The 13,549-nt window shown below is 63.1% G+C and carries 15 protein-coding genes, 1 pseudogene and 1 riboswitch; of the genes and pseudogenes, 4 read left to right on the top strand and 12 right to left on the bottom strand.

Annotated features, from left to right (window positions below; all coding sequences use genetic code 11):
• Positions 1–3: 3 nt before the first annotated feature.
• The 4 genes from CGZ66_RS38605 to CGZ66_RS38590 all read right to left on the bottom strand — a co-directional run bounded on the left by CGZ66_RS38605 (position 4) and on the right by CGZ66_RS38590 (position 2,523).
• Entirely contained in the window at positions 4–924 is a 921-nt protein-coding gene (locus CGZ66_RS38605; protein ID WP_095091924.1) for a pirin family protein, read from the bottom strand.
• 37 nt (positions 925–961) lie between these two features.
• Complete coding sequence (locus CGZ66_RS38600; RefSeq protein ID WP_095091923.1) at positions 962–1,228, bottom strand: DUF2277 domain-containing protein; 267 nt, start codon at positions 1,226–1,228, stop codon at positions 962–964.
• Between the two features lie 113 nt (positions 1,229–1,341).
• Entirely contained in the window at positions 1,342–1,593 is a 252-nt protein-coding gene (locus CGZ66_RS38595) for an exodeoxyribonuclease VII small subunit (RefSeq protein ID WP_013532792.1), read from the bottom strand.
• A 3-nt stretch (positions 1,594–1,596) separates the two neighbouring features.
• Complete coding sequence (locus tag CGZ66_RS38590) at positions 1,597–2,523, bottom strand: histone deacetylase family protein (protein WP_095091922.1); 927 nt, start codon at positions 2,521–2,523, stop codon at positions 1,597–1,599.
• 121 nt (positions 2,524–2,644) lie between these two features.
• A riboswitch (cobalamin riboswitch) is annotated at positions 2,645–2,824 on the top strand.
• Positions 2,825–2,827: 3 nt separating this feature from the next.
• On the opposite strand from CGZ66_RS38590, the pseudogene bluB reads away from it, so the two are divergent.
• Positions 2,828–3,499, top strand: a pseudogene (gene bluB, locus CGZ66_RS41295) (5,6-dimethylbenzimidazole synthase); the annotation flags it as partial.
• Between the two features lie 119 nt (positions 3,500–3,618).
• On the opposite strand, the gene CGZ66_RS38580 reads toward bluB, so the two are convergent.
• Positions 3,619–4,602 (bottom strand): hypothetical protein, encoded by a 984-nt coding sequence (locus CGZ66_RS38580; protein WP_245331399.1) that lies wholly within the window; start codon positions 4,600–4,602, stop codon positions 3,619–3,621.
• Between the two features lie 95 nt (positions 4,603–4,697).
• A complete protein-coding gene (locus tag CGZ66_RS38575) occupies positions 4,698–5,306 on the bottom strand; it encodes a TetR/AcrR family transcriptional regulator (RefSeq protein ID WP_095091921.1) in 609 nt (202 codons plus the stop codon).
• A gap of 121 nt (positions 5,307–5,427) precedes the next feature.
• On the opposite strand from CGZ66_RS38575, the gene CGZ66_RS38570 reads away from it, so the two are divergent.
• A complete protein-coding gene (locus CGZ66_RS38570) occupies positions 5,428–6,651 on the top strand; it encodes an MFS transporter (RefSeq protein WP_095091920.1) in 1,224 nt (407 codons plus the stop codon).
• 54 nt (positions 6,652–6,705) lie between these two features.
• Here CGZ66_RS38570 and ribB read toward each other — a convergent pair whose 3' ends face one another.
• Positions 6,706–7,806 carry a 3,4-dihydroxy-2-butanone-4-phosphate synthase gene (gene ribB, locus CGZ66_RS38565; RefSeq protein WP_095091919.1) on the bottom strand — a complete coding sequence of 367 codons (1,101 nt, stop codon included), beginning with the start codon at positions 7,804–7,806 and terminating at the stop codon, positions 6,706–6,708.
• A 101-nt stretch (positions 7,807–7,907) separates the two neighbouring features.
• Positions 7,908–9,017, bottom strand: a complete 1,110-nt coding sequence (aroC, locus tag CGZ66_RS38560) for a chorismate synthase (RefSeq protein WP_095091918.1) — start codon at positions 9,015–9,017, stop codon at positions 7,908–7,910.
• A gap of 271 nt (positions 9,018–9,288) precedes the next feature.
• On the opposite strand from aroC, the gene CGZ66_RS38555 reads away from it, so the two are divergent.
• Both CGZ66_RS38555 and CGZ66_RS38550 read left to right on the top strand, forming a co-directional pair.
• Positions 9,289–9,543 (top strand): DUF1344 domain-containing protein, encoded by a 255-nt coding sequence (locus CGZ66_RS38555; RefSeq protein WP_095091917.1) that lies wholly within the window; start codon positions 9,289–9,291, stop codon positions 9,541–9,543.
• 105 nt (positions 9,544–9,648) lie between these two features.
• A complete protein-coding gene (locus CGZ66_RS38550; protein ID WP_095091916.1) occupies positions 9,649–10,371 on the top strand; it encodes a carbonic anhydrase in 723 nt (240 codons plus the stop codon).
• A gap of 86 nt (positions 10,372–10,457) precedes the next feature.
• Here CGZ66_RS38550 and CGZ66_RS38545 read toward each other — a convergent pair whose 3' ends face one another.
• The 4 genes from CGZ66_RS38545 to CGZ66_RS38530 form a co-directional block, all read right to left on the bottom strand.
• Complete coding sequence (locus CGZ66_RS38545) at positions 10,458–11,054, bottom strand: histidine phosphatase family protein (protein ID WP_095091915.1); 597 nt, start codon at positions 11,052–11,054, stop codon at positions 10,458–10,460.
• A gap of 44 nt (positions 11,055–11,098) precedes the next feature.
• Positions 11,099–11,917, bottom strand: a complete 819-nt coding sequence (gene fabI / locus CGZ66_RS38540) for an enoyl-ACP reductase FabI (protein WP_095091914.1) — start codon at positions 11,915–11,917, stop codon at positions 11,099–11,101.
• A 108-nt stretch (positions 11,918–12,025) separates the two neighbouring features.
• On the bottom strand, positions 12,026–12,955 hold the full coding sequence (locus CGZ66_RS38535; RefSeq protein WP_095091913.1) for a DnaJ C-terminal domain-containing protein: 930 nt from the start codon (positions 12,953–12,955) through the stop codon (positions 12,026–12,028).
• A 100-nt stretch (positions 12,956–13,055) separates the two neighbouring features.
• Positions 13,056–13,517, bottom strand: coding sequence for an RT0821/Lpp0805 family surface protein (locus tag CGZ66_RS38530; RefSeq protein WP_095091912.1), 462 nt, complete (start codon positions 13,515–13,517; stop codon positions 13,056–13,058).
• Positions 13,518–13,549 lie beyond the last annotated feature (32 nt).

Below are 13,549 nucleotides of genomic sequence, written 5' to 3'. Positions count from 1 at the left end.
GCATCAGCTTTCCGGCAACGGGATGAATTCTTCCTCATCTCCGGGAACGATATCGAAGCGGCCGGTCTTCCATTCCTGCTTGGCCTGTTCGATGCGCTCCTTGGAGGACGAGACGAAATTCCACCAGATGTAACGCTTCGAGCCGAGCGAGGCGCCGCCGAATAGCATGAAATGCGCACCGCCTTCCGACGACACGACGATCTCGTCGCCGGGCCGAAACACCAACAGCCGCTCCGCCGGAAAAACATCGCCTGAAATCGAAACCTCGCCTTCGAGCGTGTAGATGGCGCGCTCCTCGGCATCGGCCGGGATTTTCACGCTGGCGCCAGGCGCCAGCCTGAGGTCGGCATAAAGCGTCTCGGAGTAAGCCCTCACGGGGGACCGCAGTCCCTGGAAGTCGCCGATGACGACGCGCCCGCTGACGCCTTCGGCATCGATCTCGGGGAGCCGCAGGGCAGCCGTGTTCTCGAAAACCGGAGCCACTTCCTCCTTGCCGTCCGGCAGTGCCAGCCATGTCTGCAGGCCGGAAACAGACATCGGCGCGCCACGCAATTCCTCCGGCGTGCGCTCGGAATGGACGATGCCGCGGCCAGCGGTCATCAAATTCACGTCGCCGGGCTGGATGACCATTTCGGTGCCGAGTGAATCGCGATGCCTGATCTTGCCGTCGAACAGATAGGTCACCGTCGACAGCCCGATATGCGGATGCGGACGGACATCGAGCGCCTGGCCCGCGCGCAGGATCGCCGGGCCCATGCGGTCGAAGAAGATGAAAGGCCCGACGAGCCGCCTTTTTGCGGTCGGCAGAGCGCGGCGGACCTGGAAACCACCGATGTCCTTGGCGTTTGGAATGACCATCAGCTCGATCTGGTCGCTGGCAAAGGCGTCGCCGACTTCAGGGTCTTTCCCGGGGAAGAAGCTCATGGACTCTCCTTGTCGGCGGCCGTGCCTGCCTGTCGCATCAGGCAAACCGGATCGCCGATTTTGCCCGCGCCTTGGCGGCCACCTCTTCGCGATTGCGAGGATGCTGATGGGTTTCGAGGGAATCGAGAAGCTCACGCGCCGATGCCGCGATGGCTTCGACCGCATGATCGAAGGCGTGCTGGTTCTGCTTCGAAGGTCGCGTCGTTCCGCTCAATTTGCGGACAAACTGAAGTGCGGCGTCGCGCACCTCGTCATTGGTTGCCGGCGGATCAAAATTGAACAGGGTCTTGATGTTTCTGCACATCGTTTCCGAACCTCCTCTTGTCCTGAAGGCGTTTCAATCGGGACGGCTGTTATCCTCGAGCATGATCATGTCCAAAAGCCGGTGAGGCAAGACCATCGTTCGGGAAGCATGACTCAGTCGGCGTCGAGCGGCTCGGTTCCAACCGGCTTGCCGTCGCGCGACAGCCTGATCTTCTCGACCTTGTCCTCGGCGGCCTTCAGCAGCCTGTCGCAATGCGCCTTCAGCGCCTCGCCGCGCTCATAGATCCTGATCGACTGGTCGAGCGGCACGTCGCCACGTTCCAGGTCATCGACGATCTTTTCCAGCGCGTCGAGTGCCTGCTCGAAGCTCATCGCCTTGACGTCTTCGTTGGTCTCACCAGCCATCATTCATCCTTTCATCAGTCGCCCGACATGGGCGGCGACCGAAAATGCCAGTCCCTGCAGATCGTAGCCACCCTCTAGCAGGCTGACGAGCCGGTTGCCGCTGTGGCGCGTGGCGCGCTGCATAAGCTGGCCGGTCGCCCAGTCGAAATCATCCTCTGTCAGGTTGATTTCGGCCAGCGGATCGCGATGATGCGCGTCGAAACCGGCCGAAATGATGATCAGGTCGGGCGCGAAATTGTCGAGCGCCGGCAGGACACGCGACAGCAAGGCATCGCGGAAAACCTCGCTGCCGGTCTGCGGCGCCAGTGGCGCGTTGACGATGTTGCCGGCGCCGGTCTCGCTCTTTGCACCGGTGCCGGGATAAAGCGGCATCTGGTGCGTCGAGCAATAGAGCACCGACGGATCGTCCCAGAAAATATCTTGCGTGCCGTTGCCGTGATGCACGTCCCAGTCGACGACCGCAACGCGCTCGACGCCATGTTTCTTCTGAGCGTAGCGCGCGGCGATCGCCGCCGTGTTGAAGAGGCAGAAACCCATGGCCGTGGTTTTTTCAGCATGGTGGCCGGGCGGCCGCGCGGCGACGAAGACGTTGTCGGCGCGGCCGGCAAAGACATCGTCGACGGCGGCATTGGCGGCGCCGATCGCGGTGATCGCCGCTTGCCAGCTCTTCGGGCTGACTGACGTGTCGGCGTCGATGCGGGCGATGCCCTCGTCGGGAATGGCGGCGCGGACGCGGGCGACGAAATCGGCGGGATGCGCGTAGAGAATGGTGGCCTCGTCGCCTTCCGGCGCCCGGATGCGATCGAGGGCGACAAAAGCTTCATCGTCGAGCACCCGCTCGATGGCGCGCAAGCGGTCAGGCCGCTCGGGGTGACCGGGCGGCGTGATGTGCTCAAGGAAGATCGGATGGGTATAGAGACGAGTGGCCATCTCCCCTATCTAGTGCCCCGACGTCGCGATGGCCATGCGTTGTGGCCTGATGGCTGGGGAAAATCACACATGCGTCCATTGGTGTCGCTGCAGGCATTGGCGTCGTCAGCGCTTCGGCGTAAGCTAGCTGCCACTGCCTGGTGCTCGCCGCAAGCGGGAGAATCGGGAACACGGTTGAATTCCGTGGCGTGCCCAACGCTGTAAGGGGGACCGCGCCGGTAAATGCCACTGTCGATGACGGGAAGGCACCGGACGCGGGTTGATCCCGAGCCAGAAGACCGGCCTGGCAGGCATCGTCATCCGCATGGTCAGGCGGATGAAATGGATTGCAATCGCAAGGGGACACGCGATGCCGGAATACATGACCGCTCCTATTGGCGACGGATTTGACCAGAGTGCGCGCGACGCGGTCTATCGCGCGATGTTCACGCGGCGCGACGTGCGCAGCCATTTCCTGCCAACCGCGCTCGACGATGAGGTGCTGGCGCGGCTGCTGCTTGCGGCTCATCATGCGCCCTCGGTCGGCTTCATGCAGCCTTGGAATTTCATCGTCATTCGCGATGCCGAGCGACGGCAAAAAGTGCGTGACCTGTTCCTGGCAGCGCGGGAGCAGGAACTGCCGGCCATCGCGGAAGAACGACAGGCGCTCTACCGCAAGCTCAAGCTGGAAGGCATCTGCGAAAGCGCGCTCAACATCTGCATCACCTGCGACCGGCAGCGTTCGAAGGGTTCGCCGCTGGGGCGCTGGCACAATCCGGAGATGGACCTCTACAGCACGGTTTGCGCGGTGCAGAATTTCTGGCTGGCGGCGCGCGCCGAAGGCGTCGGGGTCGGCTGGGTGAGCATCATCGAGGCGCAAGCGCTGAAACAGCTGCTGTCAATTCCCGAGCATGTTACGCCGGTCGCCTATCTCTGCGTCGGTCGAGTTTCCGAGTTCGCGCCAAAGCCGGACCTCGAAGCGCATGGCTGGGGCCGCCGCTTACCGCTGCCGGACCTGATCATGAGCGAGACCTTTTGCGGGCAAGGTGAAGCGTCGCTCAAATCGACCGTTACGCGCCTCAACGGGTTCGATGCCGCGCCGGCGACCACTGCCGATCAGCGCGTCGCGCCGGCCGTGCCCCAGCGCGAACCGCCGAAGGAGGCCAGCGCCTTGTCCTTGAGTTCCCTGAACTTCGACGACGCCTCGGCCAGCCGGGCGTCCCAGGCGGGATCGGGCACCTGGCCCTCAATGGTCCTGAAATAGACCTGCATCAGGCAGGCGATGGCGAAGGGTTCGATGAACGCCGCCTTGAAGGCCCAGGCGAAGACGATGGCGAGCACGAAAGCCCAGCCGGCAAGCTGCCCGGGCATGAGGAAAAGAATGGCGCCGGCTGGGGCCAACATCAGCAGGAAGATGACAAACGAGACGCCCCACATGATGACAGCCAGCCAAACGGCGTTCTTGACCATGATCTTGCCGTTCTGGGCATAGAGCACGACGCCTTGCCGCGCCGTCTCGAACGGCGAGGCTGAATTGATGCGGATGTTGTAGCCGAGGATGATCTCGTCGACATAGGTCAGCGACAGGCGGATCACCGTGTTCATGAAGCTGACCAGGCCGCTCAGGCCCGGGATCGGCAGGAAGGCGGAGATGCCGCCGAGCAGCCCGGTGATGGCGCGAATGGCGCCCTTGACCAGCTGGTCGACGACGAAAAGGATGTTGGCCTCAGCAAAACGCTGGGTCACGATGTCCTTGGCATAGGCAATCTGGTTCTGGCCGTCGGGAATGTCGCGGCCGTCGACCAGATGGACCATGACGGCGATATGGCCGGCCTTGACGGCATAAAGGATGTATTCGCGGATCCAGTAGACGGCGATCGAGACAACGCCAAAGCCAACCACGCCGCCCCACAAGGCAAAGGACAGCGGCCCGTCGGGATCGGTGGAGATATGGCCAATGCCGTAGCCAACGGAGGCGCCCGTGCCGGTCGCGACGATGTAAGCCAGCGTTATGCCGAAATAGACGATCATGCGAAAGACAATGAAGGGCCAGGTCCGCATCATGATGGACACCGACCTACCGATATTGAAATCCCACATGCCCCCGAATCTCCGCTCAGAGATGGCGCGAGAGGATGCGCTGAAACCGGCTGTTGTCAATCGCGTGCAGTGGCGCCAGGTCAGCAATGGGGATTTCAGACCGGCTGCGAACCCTGCTTCTTGAGCAAGCCTTCGAGCAACTGCTTGAAGGCTGCCACAACGGACTTCGACGTCGCTTCGGGGTCGTTCGAATTGGCGATCCGCTGCGCTGCCTGGCTGCTGGCGCCGTTGATCAGCCGTGCGGCGGTCTCGGGGTCGACGCTGGGAACGACCACGCCCTCCTCCTGCAGCCTGGTCAGATGATCGGTCATTGAACCGACACATGCATTGGCATTCGGCCATTGTGCAGGATCCCCCAGCACGGCCGGGCCATCCCGGAACATGATGCGCTGGATTTCCGGCTCCAACGCCATCTCGATATAGGTCGTGCATTCGTCGACGAAATGCTGCCAGCGGGTCGGTGCTCTCGACGCCACTTCGTTCACGTGCGCCGCCATCTCACCGTCGATTTCGGCGATAACTGCTTGCAGCAAGCCCTTCTTGTCGCCGAAGTGATGATAGAGTGCGCCACGCGTCAGCCCGGCCGATGCGGTGAAATCATCCATCGACGCCTGGGCATAGCCGATTGTGCCGAAGGCGTGGCGGGCGGCCGCGATCAGCTTGGCGCGCGTCTCGGCGATCATCTCCTTGCGAGGTTTGTGCATGGCTTCTGGACCTACTAACATACGCTTCGTATGCCAATTTACATACGCGGCGTATGATCTATCTAACAATCATACGCATCGTATGTAATTGCCGAATCTGCCTTTGTCGAGGAACCGGACCATGCAAAATCCCTATTCGGAGATCTTTCGCGCCCCCGGCGCCAAGGGCTTTGCAGCAGCGGGCTTCATGGCGCGGCTGCCGATCGCGATGGCGCCAATCGGCATCGTGGCGATGCTGTCGCAGACGCGTGGCGAGTACTGGCTGGCCGGCGCCGTCTCCGCGACATTCGCGCTGGCCAACGCTTTCGTGGCGCCGCAAATATCAAGGCTTGTCGATCGCCTTGGCCAGACGCAGGTCGTGGTGCCGACCACCGCCATTTCGGTGCTGGCCTTCGCGGTCCTGATTGCGGCGGCCAATCAGGACTGGCCTGTATGGACGCTGTTCGTGTCGGCACTGCTGGCGGCGGCGATGCCCAGCATCCCCGCAATGGTGCGCGCACGCTGGACCGAGATTTTCCGCGGACGGCCCGAGATGAACACCGCATTCGCGTTCGAGTCGGCGGCGGACGAGCTGGTCTACATTGCCGGGGCATCGCTGTCGGTCGGCCTGAGTGCCGCCCTGTTCCCGGAAGCAGGGATGCTGGTGAGCACGCTGTTTCTCGCCTTCGGTTCGACGGCGTTCATCCTGCAGCGCTCGACCGAGCCGCAAGTGCGGCCGGTGGAACATGGGTCGCGCGGCTCGGCAATCCGCCTGCGGCCGGTGCAGATCATCACCTTTGCCCTGATCTTCATCGGCGCGACCTTCGCGACGACGGAAGTGAGCACCGTGGCGATCACCAAGGAACTTGGCCAGCCAGGCGCCGCAAGCCTCGTCATCGGTGTCTACGCGCTGGGATCGTTCGTGCTCGGCATCATCGTCGGCGCGCTCAACCTGAAAGCACCGCTGCAACGCCAGCTTGCCATCGCAATCGCCGTCATTGCGCTGAGCACCTTGCTGCCGCTCACCGCCGGCACGGTGCCGCTGCTGGCGTTGACCGTCTTCGTCAGCGGCGTGGCGATCTCGCCGACCTTCATCACGGCGTTCGGCCTGATCGAACGGCATGTGCCGGAGGCGATGCTGACCGAGGGCATCACCTGGGTGACCACCGGGATCGGCATCGGCATGGCGCTGGGCTCGTTCGCCGCCGGCTCGGTGGTGGATGCGTTCGGCGCCCAGAACGGATTCTGGGTGTCGGTTGCGGCCGGCACGATCGCACTGGTCACCGCGTTGCTTGGTCAGCGCAGCCTGGCCACGCCTGAATGCCACCTGGATGGCTGCGAAGCAGCCGTCGTTCCCGCCGGATGATCCCCGAAGCGCCCGGTTTCGAACGGACCGGGCTCTATCCCCAGCGGTTGCCCTTCAGAGAATCTCGGTCTTGGCGATATGGATGCCAAAGCCTTCGAGACCGACATAGTGCCGTTCGCGCGAAGCGATCAGATTGATCGAGGAAATGCCGAGATCCTTGAGTATCTGCGCACCGAGGCCGATTTCGCGCCATTCGTTCTCACGGCGGCGCGCCTCTTCATGATCCTCTCGGTCGCCGCTCGCCGGTCGCTTGCGCTCCTGATGGGCGACGCCGACCGAGCCCTCGCGCAGATAGACGATGACGCCACGCCTGCGCTCGCCCATCGCCTTCATGATGCCGTCGAGCCGGTGGCTGGTGCCGAATACATCGGTCACCACATCCTCGGAATGCAGGCGCACCGGCACCTCCTCGCCGTCGCGGATGTCGCCGAAGACAATGGCGACATGATGCATGGGGTCCCAGGGCAGCGTGTAGGTGAAGACCTGCGCTTTGCCGCCGAGCGTGTCGATTTCGGAGCAAGCCACGCGTTCGACCAGCGTTTCCTTGCGTTGCCGGTAGGCAATGAGGTCGGCGACCGAAACCTGTTTGAGACCATGCTCTTCAGCAAAGGCCGAAACCTGCGGGCCACGCTTGACAGTGCCGTCGTCATTGACCAGTTCCGAAATGACGCCGACCGGCGCCAGACCAGCGAGCTTGCACAGATCGACCGCGGCTTCGGTATGACCCGACCGCATCAGCACGCCGCCCTCTCGCGCGATCAGCGGAAAGATGTGGCCGGGGCGGACGAAATCCGAGCCGCCGACATTGCCGTTGGCGAGATTGCGCACGGTGAGCGTGCGGTCCTCGGCCGAAATGCCTGTTGTCGTGCCGTGCTTGAAATCGACGCTGACGGTGAAGGCGGTGGTGTGGGCGGAATCATTGTCGGCCACCATCGGCGCCAGGTTGAGCCGCTTGGCCTCCTCGCGCGGCATCGGCGTGCAGACGATGCCGGAGGTGTGACGAATGATGAACGCCATCTTCTCCGGCGTGCAATGGACGGCGGCGACGATCAGGTCACCCTCGTTCTCGCGTCCATCATCGTCCATGACAACGACGATCTCGCCGCGCTCGAAAGCGCGCAGGGCTTCGACGATTTTCTTCTGGTCGTAAGGCATAGGCGCTCGTTTCACTCGCAGGGGAATAAGGGAGTAGGGCAGTACGGGAGTGGGGAAAAGGAAAAAATGGCTGTCTCGGGTGGGTAGCGTAACATATTCCCCTACTGCCCTACTCCCCTACCTGTCTGTCCCCGATGACGCAGATAATGATCGGCAATGGCGCAGGCAACCATCGCCTCGCCGATCGGCACGGCGCGGATGCCGACGCAGGGATCGTGACGGCCCTTGGTCATGATCTCGACGTCGTTGCCGTCCCTGTCGATCGACTTTCGCGGCGTCAGGATCGACGAGGTCGGCTTGACGGCGAAACGGGCGATGATCGCCTGGCCGGTCGAGATGCCGCCGAGAATACCGCCGGCATTGTTGGACAGGAACACCGGTTTGCCGTCATTGCCCATGCGCATCTCGTCGGCATTCTGCTCGCCCGTGATGCGGGCGGCCTCGAAACCGTTGCCGATCTCGACGCCCTTGACCGCGTTGATCGACATCAGGCCGGAGGCAATGTCCTGATCAAGCTTGGCGTAGATCGGCGCGCCGAGGCCGGCGGGAACGCCGTCGGCAACGATCTCGATCACCGCGCCGACCGAGGACCCCGCCTTACGGATGCCGTCGAGATACTGGGTAAAGACGGGAACGGAAGCCGGATCTGGGGTGAAGAACGGATTTTCCGCGTCACCGATGAAATTCCAGTTCCAGTTGGCGCGGTCGATGGACTTTTCGCCCATCGACACCAGCGCGCCGCGCACCACCATGCCGGGCACCACCTTGCGGGCGAGGGCCCCGGCCGCGACGCGTGCCGCCGTCTCGCGGGCCGAGGAGCGGCCGCCGCCGCGATAATCGCGCAGGCCGTATTTGACGTCATAGGTGTAGTCGGCATGGCCCGGCCGGTATTGGCGGGCTATCTCGCCATAGTCCTTCGAGCGCTGGTCGACGTTCTCGATCAACATCGAGACCGGCGTGCCGGTGGTGATCATCGTCTCGCCGTCCTCGTCGAAGACGAAGCCCGACAGCACTTTCACTTCGTCGGGTTCGCGGCGCTGGGTGACGAAGCGTGACTGGCCCGGCCGGCGCTTGTCGAGCTCGGCCTGGATGTCTCGCAGAGTGAAGCGGATGCCGGGCGGACAGCCGTCGACCACACAGCCGAGTGCGGCGCCGTGGCTTTCGCCCCAGGTGGTGACGCGGAAAAGGTGGCCGAACGTGTTGTGAGACATGAAATGACCCTGCCCGGCATCGGAGCCAGCTTAGCACATGACCCGAAAACGAAGCCGTTCTCGCAAGGGATCATACGCAAATCAAAAAGTGCCACAGCATCCTCCGCGCACCCAGGAGGACGCTCGGCGCCGTGGCCTGCCTTCTATTGGCGTTTTTCACAGTGGTCAAACTGTGATCAGGCGGATTTAGTTTTGACACATTCGGTTGGTTTCTGCTCTCTTCCATCGCCTGCCGCCGCCCATGCCGGTGCAATGATAACGAGGAACGATTATGCGTACCCTGATTGGCGCCGTAGCCGCCACGCTGCTGCTTTCCACCGCCGCTTTCGCCGGACAGACCGAAGGCCTGATCAAGAAGATCGACAAGGACACCGCGACGCTGACGCTGGATGACGGCAAGTCCTACAAGCTGAATGCCGAGACAGACCTCGACTCGCTGAAGCCGGGCATGGATGTCGTCATCGCTTACGATGAGACCAATGGCGAAAACATCGTCACCGACATGCAATTGCCCGACACCGAATAAGCGCCTTCCGGCCCCGCACGGCGCGCTTGCCAACGCCGTCCGTTGGTAGCAATCTCAGCGCGCAGATCCAGCCATCAAGTGGAAGATGCGAGCGGGGACCGAACAATGTGCAGCGACTGCGAAGGCGAAGGGGTCGACCGGAGGGATTTCCTCAAGGTCGGCGCGGCGGGGCTCGTTGCGATCGGTCTTGGTGGAGCTTCGTGGTCCGCGCGTGCGGCAGAGAGTGCTGCGCCGGCATTGTCCCCTGATGCAGCGCTCGCCGCGCTGAAATCCGGCAACGAGCGCTATGTCAGCCACCCGGAACTGTGCTCGATCGACCTTGCCGCGCAGCGGAAGGCTGTCGCCGGGCATCAGGCGCCTTGGGCTACCATCATCAGTTGCGCCGACAGTCGCGTTCCGCCCGAGTTGATCTTCGGCGGCCAAGGCGTTGGAGAGCTATTCGTCGCCCGGAATGCCGGCAACCTCGCCGACGCTGCGACGCTCGGCACGGTCGAATACGGCGCGGCGGTGCTCGGCTCGCCATTGATTGTTGTCCTCGCGCACACAAGCTGCGGTGCCGTCAAGGCGGCTTGCGACGTGGTCACCAAGAACGCGACCTATCCGGGCGCGATCGGCCCGATGATCGAACCGATCCTGCCTGCGGCGATCGCGGCGCGGAGCGAGGCAGGCGATTTCGTCGACAACACCGCCAGGGAGAGCGCGCGCAGGACTGTGCGGCGCCTGGCCGCTTCAAGTAAGCTCCTGGCCGATCCCATCGGGGCCGGGAAGCTGAAGATCGTCGCGGCAATCTATGATCTTGAGACGGGTGTGGTGACCTACATCGAATGACACGTTCATCGGAACGACCGGGTCAAGAGTTGGGAGCCTTCCAAACCCTGGGATGAACAAGCGTCCTGGCTAGGCAAGCGTCCCGGCTAGGACTGCGACAGCCACTCCAGGCGGTCGCCCTGCAGCCTGAGCACGCGGTCCTGTGGTATTTCCAGGTTGGCTGCCTCGTCCTCCGCCACCCCAAGCACGAAGCGAAACAGAGCCCGCATGACCCCGCCATGCGTCACGCAGATCGTCTGGCGTTGGATCGCGTCGAACCAGGGCTTCACCCGCTCGAGCAGCATCTGGTAACTCTCCGCGCCCTCGCCGGGCGGCTGAAAGTTCCATTTGTCCAGCGCGCGTGTCCGGCGCGCGCCTGGATACCGCGTCTTGAGCTCGGCATAGGTAAAACCCTGCCAATCGCCGAAATTGACTTCCACCAGGCGAGGATCGGTCCGATAGGCATCCGGATCGAGCTTCATCGCGGCGCGGATGCGCTGCATCGTCTCGCGCGTCCGCTTCATTGGGCTGGCGACGAAATCGAAATCCGCGGGATTTTGCATCACCTCGGCCAACCGATGACCGTTTCCGGTCGCCTGCTCGCGGCCAAGCGCATTGAGGTCGGTGTCGGCCTGCCCCTGAAGCCGGGATTCGGCGTTCCACGCGGTCTGGCCGTGGCGCACGATATAAACCAGCGGGTACATCAGGTCTTCCGGTACGGGATCGGGACGGACGACGGTTGGGGCTGTTAATCCTTGACCGTCGAAATATCCGGGGCGTCGACCGCCTTCATGCCGACGACGTGGTAGCCTGAATCGACGTGATGCACTTCACCGGTGACGCCGCGCGACAGATCGGACAGGAAATAGACGCCGGAATCGCCGACTTCCTCCTGCGTCACCGTCTGCTTCAGCGGCGAATTGTATTCGTTCCACTTCAGGATGTAGCGGAAGTCGCCGATGCCTGATGCGGCAAGCGTCTTGATCGGGCCCGCGGAAATGGCGTTGACGCGGATCTTCTTGGCGCCGAGGTCGACCGCGAGATAACGCACGCTGGCCTCGAGCGCCGCCTTGGCGACACCCATGACGTTGTAGTGCGGCATGACCTTTTCGGCACCATAATAGGTCAGCGTCAGCAGCGAGCCACCATTGCTCATCAGCGCCTCGGCGCGCTTGGCGATGGTGGTGAAGGAATAGACCGAAATGTCCATGGTGCGCAGGAAATTGTCGCGCGTCGTCTCGACGTAACGGCCGGTCAGCTCGTCCTTGTCTGAAAAAGCGATGGCGTGGACGAGGAAATCAAGCTTGCCCCAATGCCTGGCGACCTTGGCGAAAACCTCGTCCAGGCTAGCCGGATCGGTGACGTCGCAATGGCCGGCGACGAACGCGCCAAGTTCGGCCGCCAGCGGCTCGACACGCTTCTTGAACGCCTCGCCCTGGTAGGTGAGCGCGATCTCGGCGCCATGGTCGACACAGGCCTTGGCGATGCCATAGGCGATCGATCTGTTGTTGGCGACGCCAAGAATAAGGCCGCGCTTGCCGGCCATAAGGCCCTGTCCACCCGCCATGTCAGCGCTCTCCGCAAGATTTTTCAGCTTTGTGGAGTGCCCTATCGCACAGGCACACTGCCCCTTCAAGCGTTCAAACCGGACAGTTCGGGGGACAAAAGCCGCCAATCAGCCTTTTTGGCTGCGCAGCAGCGCTTCGAGCGCGCTATCGCCGCCTTCCGGCAGCATGATCCGCACATGGGCGTAGAGATCGCCATGGCCGCCGGCTTTCTCCGGCAGGCCCCTGCCCTTCAGCCGCAGCACCTTGTCCGAGTTCGACCAGGCGGGAACGTTGACCGCGAGCTTGCCGGTCGGCGTCTCGACCGGCACCTTGGCGCCGAGCACCGCATCCGCCAGCGTCACCGGCAGATCTGCATGCAGGTCGCGGCCCTCGATGCGGTAGCGCGGGTGCCGGCGCAGATGGACCTTGACCAGCGCATCGCCCGGCTGGCCCGGCCCTTGCTCGCCCTGCCCCTTCAGCCGGATGGTCTGGCCGTCCTCGACATAGGCCGGCAGCTTGACCGCCACCTTGCGGCCGTCGGGGAACATCGCCGTCACCTTTTCGGCGGTTGCCGCCTCCTCGATGGTGACGTCGAGTGTCACATTCAGGTCGGCAGCGGTCGCCGGCTGGCGGCGGTCGCCCGCGCCGGGGCCGCGCGCGCCCGAAAAGGCGTCGCCGAAAATCTGGCTGAAAATATCGCTGTTACCGTCGAACGGATCACCGCCAGGACGGCCGGAGCGGAATTCGAAGCGCGAGCCGCCGGCTCCTTGCTGCCGGCGAAACCCGCCAAAGGGATCACCGCCACCAGCGGCGCCCTCAAAGCCCTGGAAACGCGGCTTGCCGTCGGCATCGATCTCGCCGCGATCGAACGCGGCCCGATTCTTTTCGTCGCCGACGATCTCGTAGGCCTGGTTGGCTGCGGCAAAACGGTCCTTCGCCTTGGGATCATTCGGATTCTGGTCCGGATGATGCTTCTTGGCGAGTTTCCGGTACGCCGATTTTATGTCCTTGGCCGATGCGTTCTTGGCAACGCCCAGCACCTCATAGGGGTCGCGCATGCTTACTGCCCTGGAAAAGGAGTGAGTCTCTGGTTGCCCCCTATATGCGCTCGCATAGGAAGAAATTCCAGTGGCCGAGCACCATATCAAAAACGGAAAATCAGCGCGTCTTGAAGTCCTGCATGTGCCAGCCGCCGGCGCTGGCCAGGCAAAGTTCGCCTTCGAACATGGCAACGCCATCAAAGCTCTCGCGCGAGGCTCTGAAACGGCGGCATGTCTGGCCCTTGTCCTTCAATTCCGCCAGTTCGGTGATGGAGCCTCGCGACCCGGTGCCGGCATTCGCCCACGGCACGGCCTGCCCGCCGAGCTGCTCGATATCGGCCGAGGACACCGCATTGCCGATCGTCGTCTGGTCGGAGTCGCGATCCGAACTGACCGGCGCGGAGGGGACGGACGTGCTGCTGGTCAGGATCGAGCGGTCGACTTCTGCTTTTTCCAGGCTGAAGCCACCCGCGCCGCAGGCAGCAAGCGGCAGAGCGATCATCATGATCGCGGCTTTGGCGCTGGCTGAAGCAATTAGGCCGCTTTGCCTGCTGTCAAAAGCTTGCGCGATACGCGACAATCTGCAACCTCCCCCGCCTCGTAACGATTTGA

Source organism: Mesorhizobium sophorae (genome assembly GCF_002270415.1).
In the GTDB taxonomy this organism is placed as follows: Bacteria; Pseudomonadota; Alphaproteobacteria; order Rhizobiales; family Rhizobiaceae; genus Mesorhizobium; species Mesorhizobium sophorae.
This window is presented reverse-complemented; position numbering and strand designations above follow the sequence as displayed.

Coding starts and splice junctions, on each gene's coding strand:
- ribB (WP_095091919.1), bottom strand. CDS start 7,806: ATGCCTTACGACCAGAAGAAAATCGTCGAAGCCCTGCGCGCTTTCGAG.
- CGZ66_RS38575 (WP_095091921.1), bottom strand. CDS start 5,306: ATGCACAAACCTCGCAAGGAGATGATCGCCGAGACGCGCGCCAAGCTG.
- aroC (WP_095091918.1), bottom strand. CDS start 9,017: ATGTCTCACAACACGTTCGGCCACCTTTTCCGCGTCACCACCTGGGGC.
- CGZ66_RS38580 (WP_245331399.1), bottom strand. CDS start 4,602: ATGTGGGATTTCAATATCGGTAGGTCGGTGTCCATCATGATGCGGACC.
- CGZ66_RS38535 (WP_095091913.1), bottom strand. CDS start 12,955: ATGCGCGACCCCTATGAGGTGCTGGGCGTTGCCAAGAACGCATCGGCC.
- CGZ66_RS38595 (WP_013532792.1), bottom strand. CDS start 1,593: ATGGCTGGTGAGACCAACGAAGACGTCAAGGCGATGAGCTTCGAGCAG.
- CGZ66_RS38590 (WP_095091922.1), bottom strand. CDS start 2,523: ATGGCCACTCGTCTCTATACCCATCCGATCTTCCTTGAGCACATCACG.
- CGZ66_RS38555 (WP_095091917.1), top strand. CDS start 9,289: ATGCGTACCCTGATTGGCGCCGTAGCCGCCACGCTGCTGCTTTCCACC.
- CGZ66_RS38545 (WP_095091915.1), bottom strand. CDS start 11,054: ATGTACCCGCTGGTTTATATCGTGCGCCACGGCCAGACCGCGTGGAAC.
- CGZ66_RS38550 (WP_095091916.1), top strand. CDS start 9,649: ATGTGCAGCGACTGCGAAGGCGAAGGGGTCGACCGGAGGGATTTCCTC.
- fabI (WP_095091914.1), bottom strand. CDS start 11,917: ATGGCGGGTGGACAGGGCCTTATGGCCGGCAAGCGCGGCCTTATTCTT.
- CGZ66_RS38605 (WP_095091924.1), bottom strand. CDS start 924: ATGAGCTTCTTCCCCGGGAAAGACCCTGAAGTCGGCGACGCCTTTGCC.
- CGZ66_RS38600 (WP_095091923.1), bottom strand. CDS start 1,228: ATGTGCAGAAACATCAAGACCCTGTTCAATTTTGATCCGCCGGCAACC.
- CGZ66_RS38570 (WP_095091920.1), top strand. CDS start 5,428: ATGCAAAATCCCTATTCGGAGATCTTTCGCGCCCCCGGCGCCAAGGGC.